This is a genomic window from Saccharothrix deserti (assembly GCF_009769385.1).
Classification (GTDB): Bacteria; Actinomycetota; Actinomycetes; order Mycobacteriales; family Pseudonocardiaceae; genus Actinosynnema; species Actinosynnema deserti.
Map to the genome: position 1 here is coordinate 48246 of NZ_VKAB01000024.1, position 19667 is coordinate 67912.

Annotated in this window: 19 protein-coding genes and 1 pseudogene; 11 read left to right on the forward strand and 9 right to left on the reverse strand. The window is 70.7% G+C overall.

All coding sequences use genetic code 11. The features are described from left to right. Positions 1-325 precede the first annotated feature (325 nt). Both FM051_RS32590 and FM051_RS32595 read right to left on the reverse strand, forming a co-directional pair. A complete protein-coding gene (locus tag FM051_RS32590; RefSeq protein ID WP_158850370.1) occupies positions 326-736 on the reverse strand; it encodes a VOC family protein in 411 nt (136 codons plus the stop codon). Between the two features lie 10 nt (positions 737-746). Next, on the reverse strand, positions 747-1190 hold the full coding sequence (locus tag FM051_RS32595) for a helix-turn-helix transcriptional regulator (protein ID WP_158850372.1): 444 nt from the start codon (positions 1188-1190) through the stop codon (positions 747-749). A 913-nt stretch (positions 1191-2103) separates the two neighbouring features. On the opposite strand from FM051_RS32595, the gene FM051_RS32600 reads away from it, so the two are divergent. The 3 genes from FM051_RS32600 (at position 2104) to FM051_RS32610 (ending at position 3472) form a co-directional block, all read left to right on the forward strand. Then, a complete protein-coding gene (locus FM051_RS32600) occupies positions 2104-2499 on the forward strand; it encodes an ATP-binding protein (protein ID WP_158850150.1) in 396 nt (131 codons plus the stop codon). A 21-nt stretch (positions 2500-2520) separates the two neighbouring features. Further along, complete coding sequence (locus FM051_RS32605; RefSeq protein WP_274383798.1) at positions 2521-2940, forward strand: STAS domain-containing protein; 420 nt, start codon at positions 2521-2523, stop codon at positions 2938-2940. A 115-nt stretch (positions 2941-3055) separates the two neighbouring features. Then, positions 3056-3472 (forward strand): M67 family metallopeptidase, encoded by a 417-nt coding sequence (locus FM051_RS32610; protein ID WP_158850154.1) that lies wholly within the window; start codon positions 3056-3058, stop codon positions 3470-3472. A 413-nt stretch (positions 3473-3885) separates the two neighbouring features. On the opposite strand, the pseudogene FM051_RS54100 reads toward FM051_RS32610, so the two are convergent. Continuing rightward, a pseudogene (locus FM051_RS54100) lies at positions 3886-4110 on the reverse strand (cytochrome P450); the annotation flags it as partial. Between the two features lie 465 nt (positions 4111-4575). After that, entirely contained in the window at positions 4576-5520 is a 945-nt protein-coding gene (locus FM051_RS32620) for an AraC family transcriptional regulator (protein ID WP_158850156.1), read from the reverse strand. Positions 5521-5601: 81 nt separating this feature from the next. On the opposite strand from FM051_RS32620, the gene FM051_RS32625 reads away from it, so the two are divergent. Beyond that, entirely contained in the window at positions 5602-6696 is a 1095-nt protein-coding gene (locus FM051_RS32625; RefSeq protein WP_158850158.1) for a fumarylacetoacetate hydrolase family protein, read from the forward strand. Between the two features lie 32 nt (positions 6697-6728). On the opposite strand, the gene FM051_RS54105 is transcribed toward FM051_RS32625, so the two are convergent. Beyond that, positions 6729-6836, reverse strand: coding sequence for an AbfB domain-containing protein (locus tag FM051_RS54105; protein ID WP_158850374.1), 108 nt, complete (start codon positions 6834-6836; stop codon positions 6729-6731). A gap of 24 nt (positions 6837-6860) precedes the next feature. Beyond that, a complete protein-coding gene (locus FM051_RS32635) occupies positions 6861-7619 on the reverse strand; it encodes a PP2C family protein-serine/threonine phosphatase (RefSeq protein ID WP_238412812.1) in 759 nt (252 codons plus the stop codon). Between the two features lie 390 nt (positions 7620-8009). Between FM051_RS32635 and FM051_RS32640 the strand changes: the two genes are divergently transcribed. Both FM051_RS32640 and FM051_RS32645 read left to right on the forward strand, forming a co-directional pair. Further along, on the forward strand, positions 8010-8309 hold the full coding sequence (locus tag FM051_RS32640; protein WP_158850160.1) for a hypothetical protein: 300 nt from the start codon (positions 8010-8012) through the stop codon (positions 8307-8309). Positions 8310-8315: 6 nt separating this feature from the next. After that, positions 8316-12671 (forward strand): cation-translocating P-type ATPase, encoded by a 4356-nt coding sequence (locus FM051_RS32645; protein ID WP_158850162.1) that lies wholly within the window; start codon positions 8316-8318, stop codon positions 12669-12671. 249 nt (positions 12672-12920) lie between these two features. Here the strand turns inward: FM051_RS32645 and FM051_RS32650 are convergent, their stop codons facing one another. Then, positions 12921-13181 (reverse strand): hypothetical protein, encoded by a 261-nt coding sequence (locus FM051_RS32650; RefSeq protein ID WP_158850164.1) that lies wholly within the window; start codon positions 13179-13181, stop codon positions 12921-12923. Beyond that, complete coding sequence (locus FM051_RS32655; RefSeq protein ID WP_202919135.1) at positions 13178-13990, reverse strand: phytanoyl-CoA dioxygenase family protein; 813 nt, start codon at positions 13988-13990, stop codon at positions 13178-13180. The genes FM051_RS32650 and FM051_RS32655 overlap by 4 nt, the downstream gene beginning before the upstream one ends. Before the next feature lie 71 nt (positions 13991-14061). Here FM051_RS32655 and FM051_RS32660 point away from each other — a divergent pair, with 71 nt between their 5' ends. Next, positions 14062-14871 (forward strand): helix-turn-helix domain-containing protein, encoded by an 810-nt coding sequence (locus tag FM051_RS32660; protein WP_158850165.1) that lies wholly within the window; start codon positions 14062-14064, stop codon positions 14869-14871. Between the two features lie 3 nt (positions 14872-14874). Here FM051_RS32660 and FM051_RS32665 read toward each other — a convergent pair whose 3' ends face one another. Continuing rightward, positions 14875-16020 carry an acyl-CoA dehydrogenase family protein gene (locus FM051_RS32665; protein ID WP_158850167.1) on the reverse strand — a complete coding sequence of 382 codons (1146 nt, stop codon included), beginning with the start codon at positions 16018-16020 and terminating at the stop codon, positions 14875-14877. Between the two features lie 169 nt (positions 16021-16189). Between FM051_RS32665 and FM051_RS32670 the strand changes: the two genes are divergently transcribed. The 4 genes from FM051_RS32670 to FM051_RS32685 all read left to right on the forward strand — a co-directional run bounded on the left by FM051_RS32670 (position 16190) and on the right by FM051_RS32685 (position 19602). After that, a complete protein-coding gene (locus tag FM051_RS32670) occupies positions 16190-16690 on the forward strand; it encodes a SigE family RNA polymerase sigma factor (protein ID WP_158850169.1) in 501 nt (166 codons plus the stop codon). After that, positions 16690-17523 (forward strand): hypothetical protein, encoded by an 834-nt coding sequence (locus FM051_RS32675; RefSeq protein ID WP_158850171.1) that lies wholly within the window; start codon positions 16690-16692, stop codon positions 17521-17523. Before FM051_RS32670 ends, FM051_RS32675 begins: the two co-directional genes overlap by 1 nt. A 347-nt stretch (positions 17524-17870) precedes the next feature. After that, a complete protein-coding gene (locus FM051_RS32680) occupies positions 17871-18788 on the forward strand; it encodes a hypothetical protein (RefSeq protein WP_158850173.1) in 918 nt (305 codons plus the stop codon). Between the two features lie 73 nt (positions 18789-18861). Beyond that, the gene (locus FM051_RS32685; protein WP_158850175.1) at positions 18862-19602 is read left to right on the forward strand and encodes a polysaccharide deacetylase family protein; all 741 of its coding nucleotides are present in this window, start codon (positions 18862-18864) and stop codon (positions 19600-19602) included. Positions 19603-19667 lie beyond the last annotated feature (65 nt).

Sequence of the window (19667 nt, forward strand, 5' to 3'; positions counted from 1 at the left end):
TGTCGGGTGGGCCGCCTTCGCGGTCTCCGCCGGTGTCGTCGCCTGGCTCGATCCGATCGGCTTCGAGCGTACGTCCGTGTTCTCTTCCGCTTCGGCGCGCGCGGCCGAGGCGTCAGACCAACCAGCGGCCGTCGTGCATGAGCTCGGGGTCCGGCATCTCGTTCACCTCGGGCCGGGCCCGGCTGCGGCGCGGGGAGATGGCGCGGGGAGATGCGGAACCAGCGGTGCGGCGTGGCCGTCGCCAGCGCCTCGCCGTCCCGGTCGGAGTACAAGCGGTACCGGGTACGGCGGCGCGGGAGCGGGGCGGCTGTGGTGGCCGGACGGCTCAGCGCAGCTCTTGGATGCGGATCAGGTTGCCCGCGGGATCGCGGAAGGCGCAGTCGCGAACACCGTACGGCTGCTCGGTCGGCTCCTGGACGACCTCGGCGCCGCCGGCCTGCAGCCGCTCGAAGGTGCCGTCGAGATCCTTGGTGGCCATGTTGATGGCGGCAAAGGTGCCCTTGGCCATCATCTCGACGATGGTGCGGCGCTCGTCCTCGGTGATGCCGGGGTCCGCGGCCGGCGGGTGCAGGACGATGGACGTGCCGGGCTGGTCAGGGGGGCCGACCGTGATCCAGCGCATCCCCTTGAACCCGACGTCGTTGCGGACTTCGAAACCGAGGGTGTCGCGGTAGAAGGCCAGCGCGGCGTCCGGGTCGTTCTGCGGCAGGTAGGTCTGGTGAATGGTGAGGTCCATGGCGATCACGCTAGGTCAGGCTCGGTGACGGCGCTTCTCGATTCCTGATCGGTCTGGTCACCTGTTTCGCCAGGCACGGCGGCATCCCCGCCGTCGCGCGCGCCGCGTCCCGCCGGTAGACGCTGGGCGGCACACCGACCAACTCGGTGAAGCGGGTGCTGAAGGTGCCCAGTGACTGGCAGCCGACCGCGAAGCAGACCTCGGTGACGCTGAGGTCGCCACGACGCAGCAGCGCCATCGCGCGCTCGATGCGCCGCGTCATGAGGTAGCCGTACGGTGACTCGCCGTAGGCGAGCCGGAACTGGCGGCTGAGGTGCCCGGCCGACATGTTCACGCCGCGGGCGAGCGCCTCGACGTCCAGTGGCTGCGCGTACTCCCGGTCGATCCGGTCGCGAACGCGGCGCAGCAGCGCGAGGTCGCCCAGGCGCTGAGCTTCGGCAGGTCTGCTGGTCACGTGCGAGATCGTGCCACACGGCGGTATGTGGAGCAGGGCGAATCCGTGCTCGACCCTGGTGAACAGCCGGTCGACGCGGTGACGGCGGATGGTGCCCTCGACGGGCAGTCGGATGTGTCCACGCGCCCCGATGGTGTCGGCGACGCCGGTGGTGGCGCTGGACTGGCGGACCGTTCCCTTCGGCAGGGCACCGTCGACGAGCACCACGTCGCGCCAGCCGATGAACGCGCCGTCGGCCGGGTTGATGATGATCTCGTCGAAGTCCTCACCGACCCGCACACCGAGCGCGACGCCTCCAGTCACCGTGCGTGCACCGGTCGGGGCTGCCTGCGGCGAAGTAGGAGAAGTTGCCGCACGGCGCGCGGAACTCGCCGTTGCGGGCGATCGGGTTGCCCGGGGGAGTGCCGGCGCCTCGTGGCCGGGCAGCCAGGTGGTGGGGCCGTCGTCGGTCTGGCGTTCCAACCAGTCCCGTGGCGGGTCGGCCGGGATCCACTGCTCGTTGAGCACCCCGGCGGTGTAGGCGTCGTCGGTGCCGCCGATCAGGGTGATGGCCCGGTGCCGGCTGCGGACGTAGCGGTACTGATCGGCGGAAAGCGGCTGGTCGGAGACGGTGTCGGCGCCATCGGCGCCACGTCGCTTCGCACACCGGTTCCTGCCCGCGACGCCCGGCGGCGTTCCCGACGTGTGCTCACCGGCACATCATCGAGCGGGTCCGCCGACGACGCCGTTGCCCACGCCGGCCGCTCGCCGTGATCGCGCCGGCGGCCTCCGAGCAGGCCGTCCACCCGGGCAGCGCAGCACGCCGCGGTCGCCTCTTGGTGACCACGTCGCCCCGTGCGTTTGGCCGACGGTCCGGCTGGGTACTACCGCCGTGCTTCTGCCTTGAGACCACAGGGCACGGGAGGGGTGGACCATGAGCACTGTCGATCTCCCTCGGGACGGGGTGGATCTCGACCTGCCCGACACCCCTCCCACCCCCAACGAGCTGATGAGACTGGTCGCCGGCACGTTCCCCGGAACCGGCGACGACCAGCTCGTGAACATCCAGGTGGTCGCCGCGCAACTGGTCGGCAACGCCTACCGGCACGCGCTCGCGCCACGACGGCTGCGGCTGCGCCGGTTGCCCGACCGCGGCCTGGTCCGGGTCGAGGTCGACGACGGCAGCCCGAGCCTGCTGCCGGTCCTGGGGCGGCTCGACACCCCGGCGCACGGTCGCGGCCTGCTCATGGTCAACCGGCTGTCGGTCAACTGGGGACATCAACCCCGCGGCGACCGCAAGACGGTCTGGGCCGAAGTCCGACTCGCCTGAATAGTTCCGGCGCAGCGGGAAATGGAAAGGCGAACGGTGGCACTCAACGCTGGGACGTACGATTCGGGCACGGTTTTCTCGTGCGACTGCCAGACCCGTGACGGCACGACGATGATCACGGTGTCCGGGGAAGTCGACATCCGCGCCGCGGAGGAGATCCAGGACCACCTGGTGTGGGACGGGGCGGGGCCGACCCGGATCCGGCTCGACCTGGGCGCCGTGACGTTCATGGCGGTCGCGGGGCTGGCCGTGCTGCTGCACGCGGCGGACCTGTGCCGCGATCGCGGCATGGACCTCACCCTGATCGCCTCACCCGAGGTCATGAAGGTCATCGACCTGGTCCACGCCACCGCCGGGCTCTCCGACCACCTGGTTCGGGCGGGCGCGGACGAATCCGAACCGACACAGCTCGCCGGGGACGAGAACGCGCACGCCCGGTAACGCGCACGCCCGGTGACGACGGACGGCGAACGACTTCGGTATCGCCGGCATCGCGAGCCCAAGGGCTCCGTGAATCGCCGGGCGAGCGTCATGATCTATTCTGTAGAATGCCTCGATGATGACCATCGGCCAGGCGATCGTGGACGCCATCATCGGGCACGCACGCGCCGACCACCCCCGGATCGCGTGTGGACTGGTTGCCGGTCCGGCCGGCTCCGACCGCCCGGAGAGATTCATCCCGATGGTCAACGCCGAGGACTCTTCCGTCTACTGGCAGTTCGACACCGGGCAGCAACTCGAGGTCTACCGCGCTCTGGAAGCCCGAGGCGAAGAGCCGATCATCGTGTACCGCTCGTACCCGGAATCCGAGGCGTACCCGTCGAAAATGGACGTGCGGTTCGCGGACCCGGACGTCCATCATGTCTTCGTTTCAACGCGCGACCCGGACAACATCGAAATCCGCTCGTTCCGGATCGAGGACGGGCAGGTGCACGAGGAACCCATCGCCATCGTTCCGGTGTTCGGTGTTTGATCGCCGTCGACGCGAAGGCCGCCCGGTTTGATGTCGGTGGTCATGCCTTCCTGGGGACGGTCGGCTGCGTGTGGTGGGCGTCGATGCCCAGGAGGACGTCCAGGTCGGGGTGATCTCGATCCAGTGGGGTCCGAAACCCGGGCCGAGGACTTCTCCTCCTTGAGTGTGCATTGTGGCGGTGCCCTTGACGGTGATGCCGGTGGGTGTCCAGGTGGGTTCGGTGGTCAGGTCGTCGACGACGAAAGCGACCTTGGGGTTGACGGCGATGTGCCGGGTGTAGAGGCGTTCAGCAGGCCGGGCGACCGGATGACGTCCTGCATGACGACCGTCCTGTGTGGTGTTTCGGTGGTGTGCTGTGAAGGGCCTGTCACCAGGCGGCGTTACGTCCGGCCGTTGTGCGCGATCGTCCGGTGTTACCAGCGGACCGGGAGTTCGGTCAGCCCGCCGACGATCAGTCCTTCCACCCGGCGGAGGTCGTCGGCCGGAACGGCGAGGTCGAGCGAGGGGAGTTTGCGCAGCAGCACGTCGAGCACGGCCTGCAGCTCGGTGCGCGCCAGCAACTGCCCCAGGCAGGAGTGCGGTCCGGCGCCGAAGGTCAGGTGCGGGTTCGGGCTGCGGCCGAGGTCCATGTCGTCGGCGCCACCGCTGGTGCCCCTCGCCGGATTGCGGGATGGCCTCCGACCTCTCGTCGTCGAACACCGCGCCCGACTCGGTGATCCGGGCCGCGTCGTCGGCGTTCAACGCCCGGCTGAACCTCGGATCGGACAACACCTGCTTGACGTCGTCGTAACGGGTGAGCAGCAACGCCTCGTCCCCGCTGGGCAGCTTCACCCGTGCGACCGGGCACTGCTGCCGCAGCTGCGCCCACTCCTCTGGTGGCTCCAACGCCGTCCCCGGCCTGGCAAGCGGGTAGTCCAACGTCTGCGCGCCATCGCTCTCGGTCACGAGAGCCTCCTCCAAGGTCGACCTGCCGTTTGGAGCAGTCAACCGAAGGCGAGAATTTAAATCAACTGATTGACTTGCGCGGTCGAGTCTGTACCTCTTTCTCGGGTCCCGCCGGAGAAATAGTCCATCAGTGCAGGTCAGGGTGGATGTTCCGGCCGTCAGCGCTGAGTCGGCGCCGTGCCCGTCCGGTACTCGCTCGGGCTGATGCCTCGTTCCCTCTTGAACGCGGCGCTCAGTGCGAAAGCGGTGGAGAAGCCGACGCGGGGTGCCACGGCGGCGAGCGTCGCGTCGGGCTCGCGCAGCAGGTCGGCGGCCATGGTGAGGCGCCATTCCCGCAAGTAGGTCATGGGTGGTTGTCCCAACAGCGTGGTGAAGCGGCGGACCAGGTTCGCCTTGGACACGCCGGTCTTCGCGGCCAGCGCCTCCAATGTCCAGCGATGGGCGGGGTTGGTGTGCAGGAGACGCAGTGCCGGTCCCACGACGGGGTCGGCGTGTGCCGTGTACCAGGCGGGGATCTCTGCGCCGGGACGCGTGAACCACGCGCGCAGCGCGGTGATGAGCAGCAGGTCCAGCGTCCGGTCGAGCAGCGCCTGCTGCCCGGCCGCCTCGCGGGTGATCTCCTCGAAGACCGCCGGGCTCACCGGGCAGACACCCACCTCCGCCTTGACGACGGCCAGCGGCGGCAGTGCCGCGAGCAACGGGCGGGACATACCGCTGTCCACGGTGTACAGACCGCTCACCAGCAGGGTGCTGTCCGGCCGGGCGGTGCCCCAACTGCCCACGCCGGACACCGTCGCAGCGGCCGTCGTCTCGCCGTCCGCCGTCGTGCAGCCCTCGGAGCGGATCACCACCGTCGGCCTGCCGGCCGGGTCGTCCGCGATCACGTACGGCGCGCCGCCGGTCAGCACCGCGACATCACCGGGGTCCAGCCGTACCGGGTCGCCGCCCTTTGCGATCACCCAGGCGGAACCGCGCAGCAGCACCGCGAGCGCCATCGGCGAGCCGTCCTCGAAGCGCAGCGCCCAGGAGCCGGAGAGGAACGACTGGTTGAAGACCGCACCACTGGTTCGCACCCCGTTCAGCAGACCCGTCAGTGGATCCATGCAGGCCACCGTAGCCGAACGCGTATGGAGACGAGTCTGCGCGCCATGGCCGGTGGCGTCGGCGACTGGTTGCCTGGACCCATGCTTGACGACAAGATCCTGGTGACGGGCGCCACGGGCAAGACCGGCCGCCGAGTGGTGCGGCTGCTCGAAGAGCGGGGTGTGCCGGTTCGCGCGGTATCCCGTTCCGGCCCATCGCGCTTCGACTGGGCGGACCCCACCACGTGGGAACCGGCGCTGCGGGACGTGACGGCGGTCTACCTGGTCGTCGCCGACCTCGGCAGTCCGTGGGCGACGGAGGCCGTCACCGCGTTCACCCGGCAGGCCGCGGCGGCCGGGGTTCGACGGGCGGTGCTGCTGTCCGTACCCGGCGACGGTGGCGGCTTGGAACAGGAATCCGTACTGGCCGCGGAACGCGCGCCGGCCGAAGCGGGTCTGGAGTGGACCGTGCTGCGGCTGCGGTGGTTCTTCCAGAACTTCAGCGAGGACTTCCTGCGGGACGCGGTCATGAGCGGCGAGCTGAGGCTGCCGGCCGGGGACGGCGAGGAGGCGTTCATCGACGCCGAGGACATCGCCGAGGTGGCCGTCGCCGCCCTGCCGAAGGATCCCTGGTTCTTCCTCAAGACCGGGGCGCATTCGGTGGTCGGCGATCAAGCCGGTGTCCACCCGCCGGCGAAGTCGCGGGAGCTCGACTGGGAGGCGGAACTCGCAGTGGTGATCGGCAGGCACGCGCGCGACGTCACCGCCGACCGTGCCGCCGAGTTCATCGCCGGATACACGATCGTCAACGATCTGTCCGCGCGCGACCTGATGCCCCGAAGCGACCGGCCACCTGTCATGACCTACGACTGGATGGGCCAGAAGTGCTTCGACGGCGCCGCGCCGATGGGACCGTGGATCACGCCGGCGGACTACGTCGAGGACTGCCACGACCTCACTGCCAAGCTGTGGGTCAACGACGTGCTGAAGCAGGATTCGAGCACCGATCAGCTGATCCACGACGTCTACGAGCAGATCGAGTGGCTCAGCCACCAGTTGACCCTGTTGCCCGGTGACGTGATCGCCACCGGCACCCCGGCCGGCGTCGGGATGCCTCGCGGCGACTACCTGACGAAGGGCGATGTCGTGAGGATCGAGATCGAGGCCTGCGGCGAGCTCACCAACGTGATCGCCTGAGGGCGCCGCTCCCGCACCGTCCGGTCACCACGTCACGGGGCGATCGCGGTGAAGGACGAGTCCTGCCGGAAGAGGTCGGTGTTGGTGTGCGGGTCGACCGACAGGGAGGAGTCGCGGTGTCGGATGTAGCGACCGTGGATCTCGCCATCTGACCGGTTCGGCCATCACCCCGGTCGCTGATCGCCCACGCCCGCCACGGCCGTGGCCGGGTACCGGTGTATGACGGCGGCGGTCGCGTTGTCGGTGCTGCCGAGCGTCCTCGCGGCGGTGACGAGGGCGCCGGCGGCCGTCCCGGTGGGTGCTTCCGCCAGGATGGTCTTGATCCGCACGAGGTCGAGCGCTTTGTGCACGCCGTCGCTGGTCAGCAGCAGTGTGCCGGGACCGGCGCCGATGCGGGCGTGTCCGATGTCGGACGGCTTCGCCGTGCGCACGGAGTCGGTCACCACGTGCTCCGCGCGGGGCGCCGGGATCACGCCGCGCGTGAGCCAGAACTGCGCGAGCGTGTGGTCGACGGTGACCTGGTGCAGTACGTGGCCGTTCCACCGGTAGGCGCGGCAGTCGCCGACCCACGCGATGTCCGCGACCTCCTCGGCACTGCCCGCGGGTGGGAGGACGGCGACGACGAGCACCGCGTCGGCCTGCTTCTGGCTGAACTGCCGCAGCAGTTCCCGCTGGGCGCACAGCAGGCCGCCGCGTGCGCCGTGGTGCACTGCGGTGGTCGCGGCGGTCGTCGCCGCCAGCCGCGCGGCGCGCGCGGCGAGGAGGTGGTCGCCCACCCCGTCCGCGACGGCGAACGCCATGCGGCCCGTCACCGGGTCGGTGTGCGTCGCGACGGCGTCGGCGTTGATGTCGCGCGGTCCCCGGTCTCCGGCCGCGTCGAACGTGGTGTGGCCGGTCAACGACAAGTGCATGGTGGTGAGCACAGCCGTTCCTCCTCGGTCGTCCGGCCGATCCCCCGACGGACGGCCTCACCCGCTCAACGTCCGAGACCGATCACGGACTCCAAGAAAATGCTGTGAATGTGTGCGCCTGTGTGCGCAGACCGTCCACGGTGGCGCGGATCTTGTCATTCGCACGAGTGAATATTCCAGCTGGACGCCACCGGCGATTCATTCGATGTTCATCTCCGCGTAAAATCTGTACGTCCTGACTCCACACTGCCCCAGGGAGACCTGATGGCGACGACAACATCACGTGCCCAGGCCCGCCCGCGCCGTGACGCGGAAAGCAAGACCGCGGAAAGCAGGACCCAGGAATCCAGGACCGGGGGCACCCGGACCGACGGCGAACGAGGGGTTGCACGAACCGCGACCGTGAACCTGCCCTTCGTGACCGCGCAGTTCCGCGCACCGGAGCTGCACATGCCGCAGATCCACGCCCCCAGCCGCGAGGACGTCGGCGCGGTCGTCCAGACGGTGCGTTCGTTCCTGCCCGAACCGCGCACCGTCCTGTACTTCGGCGGCCTCGCCGTGATGGCCGCCCTGGAAGTGATCGAGTGGCCGGTCGCCGCGGCCATCGGCGTCGGAGCGGCCCTCGCGCCGCGCGGAGAGCAACGCGGCCGTGAGGACACTTCCGCGACGAAACGCGGGAGCACGGCGAAGCCGACCGGCTGACGACCGGTGGGGATCCTCGGCGCGCTGGCCTCGAAGATCACCGGGCTGATCACGACGACAGTCCGGCCGACCGGCCCTGACCGCCGGGTGTGGACGTCCGGCGACCGGACGCACATCGAGGTGCGGGGGCTGCGGCGGCCCGGTAGCGAGGACGCGGCAGGGATCTTGTGCCAACGGCTGACCGCGCTGCCCGGGGTGCGCAGTGCGGCGGCCAACGGCGTCCTCGGCCGGGTGGTGGTCGGCCACGACCCGGCCGTGCTCGACAGCGAGGCGCTGACCGCCCTGGTGGCGGAGATCGAGCGGGAGCTGGGCCTGCACCTGGACGAACCACCGTCGAGCGCTACCCACCCCGGTGACATGGACAGCCCGCGGTTTCGCGAGGTCGCCGCGCTGGGCATCGACCTGGTCGGGTTCGGTTACGCCGTGTTGGGTCGGGTGCTGCCGGTCGGCGGGCTCCCGCCCCTGATACCCGCACTGATCGGTGTCGTGGACACCGCACCGCGGCTGCGCGCGAAGGTGGAGGCGGCGCTCGGCAGGGAGGCGACCGACACCCTGCTCGGGATCGGCGGCGCGGTGGGGGTCGCCCTGTCGCGGCGGCCGGTCGTCCTGTTCGCCGACGCCGCGTACCGGTACTGCCTGCAACGTGAGGCGACGGCCAGACGACAGGCCTGGCAACGGTGGGAGTCGAGCGTCGCCGACCTGCCCGAGGCACACCGCGCCGAGCCAGTCGACGAGGTCCCGCGTCCGAGCCCCCTTCCCGACGGCCCGATCGAGCGGGTGGCGAACACCTCGGCCGTGCTCGGCCTCGCGGGCTTCGCCGTCGGGCGCACCGTCGGTCGAAGCCCTGAACGCGCCCTCGCCGCCCTGATCGCCGGCGTGTCACGGGCCGCGAAGGTGGGCCGCGAGGCGTTCGCCGCCCAACTCGACACGGACCTGTCCAGAGCACGGGCGCTGACCTTCGACCCGGACGCGTTGCGCCTCCTCGACCGCGTGGACACCGTCGTCGTGGACGCTTCGGTACTGCTCACGCGGCGTCACGTCGTGGACGACGTCGTGGCCATCGACGACACGGTCGGGCACGTCGAACTGTTCGCGCACGCGCTCGACCTCGTCGATGTGCACGCGCCGAGGACTCCCCGGCAGGACGACGACTGGGCGGTGGCCCCGGTGAGCGAGCTGGAGGCGTCGCTGCCCGGCCACGCGAGGCAGGTCGCGCGCGAGAAGGCACGCGAGGGCGCGACCGTGGTGGCGCTGACGCGGCGGGCTCGGCCGGTCGGCCTGGTCGGCGTCGTCGCGGAAGCCGACCCGCTCGCCGACGCGCTGATCACGGCGGCGCGGCGAGCCGGAACCGTGGTTCTCGGCGGGGCGACCGGCGGGCTCGACCGACGCCTGGACGTCGACCGGGTGGTTCCGGGCGGTAACCGGCTGGTCACGTCGGTGCGAGCGCTCCAGGCGGAAGGGCACGTGGTCGCCGTCGTGTCGGCACGCGGCCGTGCCGCGCTGGCCGCCGCCGACCTCGGCATCGGCGTGCCCGGACGGACCGGGGCCGTGCCGTGGGGAGCCGACGTCATGTGCGTGGGACTGGCGCAGGCCTGCCAGTTGCTCGACGCGGCGACCGTGGCCCGGAAGGCGAGCAGGCACAGCGCCGAGCTGGCCGTCGCCGGGTCGTCGTTGGGCGCGCTGCTCGGCGCGCTCGGGCCTGCTCGCGGTGCACCCGATCGCGCCATCTACCCGGTGCAGCTCGCCGCCCTGCTCGCCCTCGCCGCGGGGACGTGGTGGGGTTCGCAGCCCCGGCGTCGGCCTGCCCCGGTCCCCGTGGACCGGACGCCGTGGCACGCGATGTCGCCCCACGCCGTGCTCGGCGCGCTGACCTCCTCTCATGACGGGTTGGACGCCGCCGAGTCCGAACGCAGGCGCGCACAGGAGCCCGCCGGCGACGATCCGGCCCGGGTCGGGTTGGCCAGAGCCTCGGTGGAGGAGCTGGTCAACCCGTTGACACCGACGCTCGCGGCCGGAGCGGGCGTGTCGGCGAGCCTCGGTTCGATCACCGACGCCGTGATGATCTCCGGCGTGCTCGGCCTCAACGCCCTGATCGGCGGGGCGCAGCGGATCGGCGCCAACCGCGAGTTGCGGCGGTTGTTGGACACGAGCGCGCTGCGGACACGGCTGCGGCGCAAGGGAAAAGCGCAGGACGTGCGCGCTGATCAGCTGGTCGCCGGTGACGTGATCGAGTTCCACGCCGGTGACGCGGTGCCCGCCGACTGCCGGCTGCTGGAGACCGACCGGCTCGAAGTCGACGAGTCGAGCCTCACCGGCGAGTCCCAGCTCGTGGCCAAGACCGCGCGGGCGACCGCTGCCGCCACGGTGGCCGACCGCTCGTCGATGCTGTACCAGGGCACGGTGGTGGCTGCCGGACGGGCTGTCGGCGTCGTCGTGGCCACCGGTGAGCGCACCGAGGCGGGCCGCACCACGCGCCTGGCCGACGGCGACGCGCCGGTCACGGGTGTGGCGTCGAGACTGCGCTCGTTGACCAAGCAGGCCCTGCCCGTCTCCCTCGGTGCGGGTGGCGTGCTGATGGTGATGGACCTGTTGCGGGGCCGCGGCATGAGCCAGGCGCTGGGGCGTGCGGTCAGCCTGTCCGTGGCCTCGGTGCCGGAAGCTCTTCCCTTCGTGGCCACGGTCGCCGAGCTGGCCTCCGCGAAGCGCCTGTCCCGGCACGGCGTGCTCGCCCGGAGTCCGTCGACGATCGAGGCGCTCGGCCGGGTCGACGTGCTGTGCTTCGACAAGACGGGCACGCTCACCGAAGGCCGGATCACGGTGCGGCTGGTCGGTGACGGCCGGACCGAGCGGTCGGTGTCGGACCTGACCCCGTCGCTCCGGGAGGTTCTCGCCGCGGCGACGCGGGCAAGTCCTTGGCACGAAACGACTCGCCCGCCGGCGCACCCGACCGACGGCGCCGTGCTCGACGCCGGCCGTCGGCTTTCCCCGGTGCCCGACGACTGGGAGCACGTCGCCTCGCTCCCGTTCGAGCCGTCCCGCGGCTACCACGCCATGCTCGCCCGTTCGCCGCGGGGACTCGTGGTGAGTGTGAAGGGCGCGCCCGAAGCGGTGCTCGCGGCGTGCAGCCGATGGCGGGGCGAACCGTTCGACGCGCAGGCCCGCAGTGATGTGGAAGCGTCGGTGGACCGCTTGGCGCGCAAGGGTTTCCGGGTACTCGCCGTGGCCGAGCGCAACGACTCCGGCTCGTCGGAGCTGACCGAGTCGAACATCGGCGATCTCGACTTCCTCGGCCTGGTGGCGCTCGCCGACCCGGTGCGCCCCACCGCCGCGGCGTCCGTCGACCGGCTTCGGCGAGCGGGCGTCGACGTCGTCATGATCACCGGTGATCACCCCAGCACCGCCGAAGCCATCGCGGCCGAGCTCAACGTCCTCAATGGAGGGCGCGTGATGACCGGCCCCGAGCTGGACGCCCTCGGCGACGACGAACTGGCCAAGGTCCTGGCGGAGGTCACCGTGTTCGCCAGGGTCAGCCCCGAGCAGAAGGCGAGGATCGTGCGCCGGCTGCACGACGCGGACCGGGTGGTCGCCATGACCGGTGACGGCGCGAACGACGCGCCGGCCATCCGGCTCGCCGACGTCGGCATCGCCCTCGGGGCACGGGCGACCCCGGCCGCGCGGGAGGCGGCCGATCTCGTGGTCACCGACGACCGGATCGAGACGATCACCGACGCGATCGTCGAGGGACGCGGGACGTGGTCGTCCGTCCGCGCCGCGCTGTCGATCCTGCTCGGCGGGAACCTCGGTGAGATCGCGTTCACGCTGGCAGCCGGGTTGCTCAGCACGCGCGACACGCTCAACGCCCGGCAACTGCTGTTGATCAACCTGCTCACCGACGTCCTGCCCGCCCTCGCGATAGCCGTCCGACCCCCGCCGCACACCACGCCCGAGCAGCTCCTGGCAGAGGGACCCGACGCGTCGCTCGGCGCGAGCCTGACCCGCGACATCTACGCCAGAGCCGCCACCACGGCGGGCGCGGCCATGCTCGGCTGGCTGCTCGCGCGGCCCGTCAGCACCCCCGGTCAGGCGGGCACGACCGCTCTGGTGACGCTCGTCGGCGCGCAGCTCGGGCAGACGGTGGCCGTGCGTGGTCGCACGCCGCTGGTCGTCGCGGCGGGCGTCGGATCGCTCCTCGCGCTGGTCGCGTTCGTGCAGGTCCCGGGGGTGAGCCAGTTCTTCGGCAACCAGCCGCTGTGGCCGCACCAGTGGTTCATCGCCCTGGTCACCACCGCGGCCGCGATCGTGTTCCAAGTGATCCGCCAGCACGGGGACTTGCGCGTGGATTCACCTGGACGTAACCCGTAGGACACTCAGGCATTACCTGGGGGAGCCAGCGTGGCGCCGGATTCCACACCACGCCGCCACTCAGGAGATCATCATGCCGGACTTGCTCGCCAGCATCCTCACCAAGGTGGGCATCGCTCTGCTCGAAGCGCTCGCGGTGCGCCTCGCGCAGGCCTTGTTCGAGGCGGTGTTCCGCCCGGCCCACGCGGCCTGACGCGGATCTGCCTCGGCCAAGGGGGGAAGCTCGTCGGCGTCAAGCCGCGTGGGTCGTCATTCCAACTTCTCGAACAGGAACTCGTGCTTGAGGAAGGACGTGTCGTACTCGTGCCCGGGGTAGGGCGGGATGAGTTGGGAAGCTTGGAAGAGCCGCCAGCCGTCGCGCAGGGCGTCGGTCCCGGTCTCGTACGGCGGGTCGTCGCTGTCCCCGGTGGTGGGGTTGGTGCGGCCGGTGCCGTCGTACGACGACCAGCCGACGACTCGATCGTCGAGCGACGACGAGGACAAGTAGAGCACCAGCACCTGCTGCTTCACGCGGTCCTCCCGGGACGGTTGCTCACACGGGTCGCCCAGTACTCGATGTCGAAGGTGTCGTCGCCGGTCAGGGCACGCCACAGCGCGATCCTGTTGTAGATCTCCAGTCGTCCGGTCGCGTACTCGTACCAGGGGAAGGTGGTCGACAGCTCGGCCACGACGGCGGGGTCGTCCAGGTCGCCGGTGTCCCAGAGCCGGACCTGGGGCACGGTCGGGTTGAACCTGATCTTGAACATGTACCGGCGGTGCGCGGAGTCGTTGCGCCTGCCGCCGTGCCAGATGCCGTGGTGCAGCAGCAGTACGGTGCCCGCCGGGCAGGTCAGCCGGACCTGCCCGCGCAGGTTCTGGTAGCGCCCGGTGTCGCTTTCGTTGGTGAGGCGCAGGTGGCTGCCGGGGACGAGGAGCGTTCCGCCCATCTCCGCGGTGACCTCGTGCGGGTAGTACATGAGCTGCACGTCGAACGCGTCGCGCCGGGTGTCGATGATCGCGTCACCGTGGAGGGGCTGGGCGCTGCCCTCGTTCGGCTCGCGCACGTGGACGGCTAGGTGGTCGACGGTGGGGTCCGGGCCGACGAGGCCGCGCAGCGCCCCGGCGATGGGTGGCAGGTCGACGAGACGGCGGGTGAACGAGCCCTCCGGGAAGGCCTCGCCCAGCGGAGTGCCGTACGGCACGCCTGGGACGCCGTTCTCCATGGTTGCGATGGCCAAGGCGTTCAGGTCGTCGGGTACGACCGAGTCGAGGCGGAGGAACCCCTGTGCCGCGAAGCGCGCCATCAGCACCGAGGAGAGCGGGTGGCTAGTGGTTTCCATGCGTCAGACGGTAGGGGCGAAGTCCGTGTGGTGTCGTGGGTCGTGTTCACCATTAGTGGTAATTTTTCACCATGGAGCACGTGACGGTCCGGCTGGACGCGCCGCCGGTCGTGGTGAACCTCGGCGTGGGTGTGCACGGTGTCGGCAACCGTCGTGACGAGTTCCTGTTGCCCGAGCTGTGGCAGCTGCACCTGTACGGCTACACCGCCGAGCTGTCGGTCGGCGGCACGACGCATCCCATCCGCCAGGGGCACGTGAGCCTGGTTCCGCCGGGGGTGAGGGTGTCGTACCGGTACCAGGGCCGATCCGAGCACCTCTACGTCCACCTGCGGCTGTCCGGGAAGGGTGAGGCGCTGACCGTGCCGGTGATGCAGGACGCGGGCGCCGACACACCGCTGCTCGCGGGTCTGTTGCGGCACGCCATCACGGTCGCGCCCGCGTCGCCGGCCATGGCGGCGGCGGAGGTCTGGACCGTGTTGTGGCGGGTGGCCCGCCTGACGGCGTCCGGGGGACCGCACGGCGCGGTGGCCGCCGCGATCGCGCACGTCGAGGCGAACCTGGCCGAACCGCTGACCGTGCCCGACATCGCGACGGCGGCGGGGGTGTCGCACAACCACCTGACCCGGCTGTTCCGCGCCGAGACCGGCGACACCGTGGTGGCCTACATCCGACGTCGTCGTCTGGAGCGGGCTCGCCATCTGCTGCGCGAGTCGACGCTGCCCATCCCGGCTGTCGCGGCGGTGGTGGGGTTCACCGATCTGCAGGCGTTCAACAAGGCGTGCCGCCGCGAACTGGGCGCCTCGCCGCGCGCCGTGCGAGCCGGAGCGGGGCACGGCACGAGTGGTGCCCTGACGAGTGGTGCCCTGACGAGTGGGCGCTGAAGCTCACACGAACGGGGTCACGTTGTTCTCCGCACCCACCAGAGCCGCGCCGTAGAGCTCCAGGTTGACTTGCGGGATGAGCATGCCGTGGCGTGCGGCCACGTTGGCGTCGCGCCAGATCCGTTGAAGCGGGCTGGCGTCGGCGAAGCCGCTCGAACCGTGCGCGGTCATGAGGGTTTCCAGGGCGCGGTTCACGTGGCGGGCGGCCGTGGTGGCGTCGACGCGGCAGCGGGCGCGGACGAGTTCGGTGGGGTAGGTGGCTTGCTCGGCGTGGCGGTCGAGGGCGTCGGCGGCGCGGTAGGCGTGCAGGTCGGCGGTGTCCAGCGCGGTGGCGGCCTCGGCTACCTGGAGTTGGAAGGCGACCGAGTCGCGTTGGCTGGTGAAGTCGGTGTAGGCGATGCCCTTGTGCCGGGCGGCGTCGACGACGTGGGCCAGGGCGGCGCGGCCCAGCCCGAGTTGAGGGGCGGCGACCATCAGCACGAGCGCCGGCACCAGGGCGGCGCGGTAGGCGGGAGCGGTGGCGGCGGTGGCGTTCGAGCCCGCCACCAGGGGGCCGAGCCGCAGCACGCGGTGGTCGGGCACGAACGCGTCGTCGACCACGAAGCGGTTGCTGCCGGTCGACTTCATCCCGGCCACGTACCACTCGTCGACGATCTTGTAGTCCTCGCGCGGCACCAAGAACAGCGCCGGGCCGTCGTCGAGGACGGCGGTCGCCACCGCCCACGTGGCGTGCCAGATGCCGGAGGCGTAGCTCCAGCCGCCGCTGAGCCAGTACCCGCCAGGGGCGCGGTGGACCGGGCCGCTGGGCTTCAGGGCGCCGCTGATCAGGGCGTCGGGGGTGGCGCCCCACACGTCGTCCTGCGCCTGTTCGGGGTACAGGGCGACGAGCCAGTTCCCGCCGTTCCACAACGCCGTCAGCCAGCCCGCGCCGCCGTCGATCGCGGCCACGGCGGACGTCACCTCGAGGTGCCTGCGGACCGACGCCTCGCCGCCGCCGTACCGCGCGGGCGTGGCGATGCGGAAGACGCCCGCCTCCCGCATCGCCGCCAGGGTGTCGTCGGCCAGTCGGCGTTCGGCGTCGGCTCGGGCTGCGGCGCCGGTCAACTGCGGCGCCAGGGCGGCGATAGCGGTCAGGACATCGGAGTTCATCGCAAACCTCCTGGGGTCGGACCCTCAACCGCTACGAGGAGTGACGATTGTTGCACTAGGGGTTGTCGATCCGGAGCGTCCATTAGCGTGGCATCCCCTCAGCGGACGGGCGGCCGATGACAACCGGACCTCCACCCCACCTCGTCGTGATGGCTGAGGAGGTGGACGTGTGAAGGACAAAGACGCCGCGTTCGTCGAGTTCGTGCGTGCCAAACACCGCCACGTGCGGCGCACCGCGTTCCTGTTGTGCGGTGACTGGCACCTGGCCGAGGACATGGCGCAGGCCACGCTGGTCAAGCTGTACCGGTCGTGGTCACGGGTGCAGCGGGCCGATTCGGTCGACGCCTACTGGCGCAAGGTGCTCGTGCGCACGGTGATCGACCACCGGCGGCCGTTGAAGCGCGGGGAGAAACCGGTGGCCGAGCCGCCGGACCTGCCGGCCGCCGAGGTCGAGTTCGGTCACGGCGTCGACGTGCAGCGCGCGTTGGCGACGCTGCCGCCGGGTCAGCGCGCGGCCGTGGTGCTGCGGTACTGGGAGGACCAGTCGGTCGCGCAGACGGCGAAGTTGCTCAAGTGCGGTGAGGGAACGGTCAAGAGCCAGTGCGCCAGGGGGCTCGCCGCGTTGCGCCGCGAGTTGGAAGGCGTGCTGGACAAAGGAGGAGTGGCGTGATGAACGGCGTTGACGAGGGGCGTGACGTGCGGGCAATGCTGGACTCGGTGCTGGAGGGCGACACCGGGCCTCGGTACTCGCCGGAGGAGGTGCTGAGGTCGGCGCGCAAGGCGACGGTGCAGCGGCGGGCGGTGGTGGCGAGCGCGTTGTCCGTGGGGATCGTGTTGGCGGCCGGGGCAGGCGTGTTCCTCACCGTGAACCGTCCGTCCACTGTGGAGTCCGCTGCTGGTGCGGTGCTCACGACCACGGCTGAACCGCCCGTGGTGTTGCCGACCGAGGTGCCACCGGTGCCGAACACCCCCGAGCGCGCTGTCGAACTGACCGCGAAGCTGGCTGGGGCGAACGTCATCCCCGGCGGTTACCGGCTCGTCGAGGCCGTCGGTGCGAAGGCGGGGCCGATGCAGTTCTACCGCTTCGGCGAGGACAGCTCGGACGGCTACAAGGCCACCGCCGTCTTCGAGGACGCCAAGGGGCGCGTGTCGTTGACGATGTTCGTGCAGTCCGCGTCCACCCATCCCCAGTGCACGCCGCAGAACGACTGCGTCTTGGGTACCCCGGTGTCGAACGCGAATGTGCCGGACGTGGTGCCGACCGTGCGGTTCGTCGACGGTGTCGAACTCACGGTGATGCGCATCCCCGCCCAGGGGCAACCGACGTCGCTGTCGGTGAAGGCGCGCTTCCCCGACGGCACGGTCGTGTACGCCGGGGTGCGCAACCAGGTCGAGGTGATGGTGGGCGGTAGCCCGAGCACCGAAGGGCCCACGCGTGACGGTGTGCCGTTCACCGAGGAGCAGCTGGTCGACATGGTGCTCAAGCCCGGCTTCCACTACTGATCCTGTGGAAGGCGTTCGGTGAGGTGTCGGGGCGGTTCTACGCCGCTCCGACACCTTCTCATGCACTGACTTCCAGCACTGTCCGGCCAAGGCCAGGAAGGCGACCGCGTTCGCCACCGCCAGCACGACGGTCGCGATCAGGGCGGTGGTCGCCGTGGTTGAGGTGGTCGGACGTTCGGCTACAGGGGTGCTCATGACGACTCCAGGATCGGGCGTGTCCGGCCTGCTGTCGCCCATAGGTGGAACCAACCGTTACTGATCCGCCACGCACTGCGTCCGCTGGTAACGCCTGGTGTGTCGCACCGATGAGCCGCGTACATCCTTTCGGCGTCTGGGAGTGCGCAGTGGTGGAGAATTCGGCAGTCGGTCTGGACATGTTGGAGGCCGGGGTCTCCGTGGCCGTGACCAGGGAGGAGCACCACCAGGCCTGGTTGTCCAGGTACCCCGTCGCGCCCGGCGGGCAGCGGCACGTCGCCGTTGAACTGGCCTGGTGCACCATCGACTCGGGCAAGCACCGCGGCCAGTACGCCATCGAGGTCCGGCTGGACGGGCAGCGGGTCGGTGAGCTGACGTACCTGATGTCGCGGCGCTACGCCGACGTGCTCGGTCAGGTCATCGACCGTGGCGGCAAGCCGGGCTGCGAGGCCGTGATCCAACTCGGGAACCGCGGCCTGGAAGTCGTGCTCCGCCTGCCGCGCGACACCTCGGGGGTCATCACCGCGCCCCAGGTCACGGCGCCCCAGCAGACCGCCGCCTTCGCCCCGCAGGCGAAGCGCAAGTCACGCCGACCGGTGTGGATCGCCGCTGCCGCCGTGGTGTTCCTGTTCGTCGTCATCGGCGCCCTGGCGGACGACTCGCCGTCCACCCCGAACCCGGCCGCCGCTCTGAGCACGACCAAGACCACCACGCCCGTCACCACGACCACCACCGTGCCGACAACAACCACCACGACCACGACGACCACCACCACGCCGCCGACGACGACCACGACCGTCGCCCAGCCCGCCCCGAACCCGGAGCCGCAGCCCAACCCCCAACCCAATCCCCAGCCCAACCCGCAACCGAACCCCCAGCCCGCCCCGGCGGAGCCCGCGCCCAACCAGGGCTGCCACCCCAGCTACAAGCCGTGCGTGCCTTTCGCGAGCGATGTCGACTGCGCGGGCGGCTCCGGCAACGGTCCGGCGTACGCACGGGGTCCGATCACCGTCGTCGGCCCGGACGAGTACGACCTGGACAATGACAACGACGGCGTCGGCTGCGAGTAGTAGGCCCTGGACGGGCAACGGCGGCAAGGGGCGGCTGCGAGCGCGGTGTCCCGGTACGCCATGATCGTCGGCCATGCGGCGGTTTCGGGTGCGCAGGTGGATGGTCGTGGTGGCGGTCGTCGTGGTGGTGCTGGTGCCGTTGGGCGGCTTCGGTTTGATGCGGTTGACCAGTGCCCGTGACTTCCAGTTCTTCGGTGGTCTGACCAGCGCGGTCGACACCGCGGAGAAGGTGGTCGCGCTGACGTTCGACGACGGGCCCCACCCGGCCGGCACGGCGGAACTGCTGGCGGTGCTGGCCGAGAAGGACGTGCCCGCGACGTTCTACCTGATCGGCCGCGACCTGGAAGCCCACCCCGACCTGGGCCGCGACATCGCCGGGGCGGGCCACGAGATCGGCAACCACACGTACTCGCACGAGCGGATGGTGTTCGTGACGCCCGGTTTCGCGGCCGACGAGGTCGAGCGAACCGACCGGCTGATCCGCGACACCGGCTACACCGGCGAGATCACCTTCCGCCCGCCCAACGGCAAGAAGCTGCTGGCCCTCCCGCACTACCTCGCCGAACACGACCGCAAGACGATCATGTGGGACGTCGAGCCGAACACGTACCCCGAAGTCGACCGCAGCGCCGAAGCCACCGCGAGCTACACGGCCGACCACGTCACGCCCGGCTCGATCATCCTGCTGCACGGCATGTACGAAGGACGCGACGCGACCAGGCAGGCGCTGGGCCCGTTGATCGACCAGGTGCGCTCACGCGGCTACCGCTTCGTCACCGTGTCCGAACTGCTGACCCTCGGTCCGGCCCGATAACCCCGTGGCCACTCCGCGCGAGCGGTTGGGCTGAACGGCGGCTGGGCGGCGGTCGATCTACCTGC

Excerpts from the sequence above, each read along its gene's own strand:
- FM051_RS32590 (WP_158850370.1), bottom strand. The coding sequence starts at position 736 with ATGGACCTCACCATTCACCAGACCTACCTGCCGCAGAACGACCCGGAC.
- FM051_RS32600 (WP_158850150.1), top strand. The coding sequence starts at position 2,104 with ATGAGCACTGTCGATCTCCCTCGGGACGGGGTGGATCTCGACCTGCCC.
- FM051_RS32605 (WP_274383798.1), top strand. The coding sequence starts at position 2,521 with ATGGAAAGGCGAACGGTGGCACTCAACGCTGGGACGTACGATTCGGGC.
- FM051_RS32610 (WP_158850154.1), top strand. The coding sequence starts at position 3,056 with ATGATGACCATCGGCCAGGCGATCGTGGACGCCATCATCGGGCACGCA.
- FM051_RS32620 (WP_158850156.1), bottom strand. The coding sequence starts at position 5,520 with ATGGATCCACTGACGGGTCTGCTGAACGGGGTGCGAACCAGTGGTGCG.
- FM051_RS32625 (WP_158850158.1), top strand. The coding sequence starts at position 5,602 with ATGCTTGACGACAAGATCCTGGTGACGGGCGCCACGGGCAAGACCGGC.
- FM051_RS32655 (WP_202919135.1), bottom strand. The coding sequence starts at position 13,990 with ATGGAAACCACTAGCCACCCGCTCTCCTCGGTGCTGATGGCGCGCTTC.
- FM051_RS32660 (WP_158850165.1), top strand. The coding sequence starts at position 14,062 with ATGGAGCACGTGACGGTCCGGCTGGACGCGCCGCCGGTCGTGGTGAAC.
- FM051_RS32665 (WP_158850167.1), bottom strand. The coding sequence starts at position 16,020 with ATGAACTCCGATGTCCTGACCGCTATCGCCGCCCTGGCGCCGCAGTTG.
- FM051_RS32675 (WP_158850171.1), top strand. The coding sequence starts at position 16,690 with ATGAACGGCGTTGACGAGGGGCGTGACGTGCGGGCAATGCTGGACTCG.
- FM051_RS32685 (WP_158850175.1), top strand. The coding sequence starts at position 18,862 with ATGCGGCGGTTTCGGGTGCGCAGGTGGATGGTCGTGGTGGCGGTCGTC.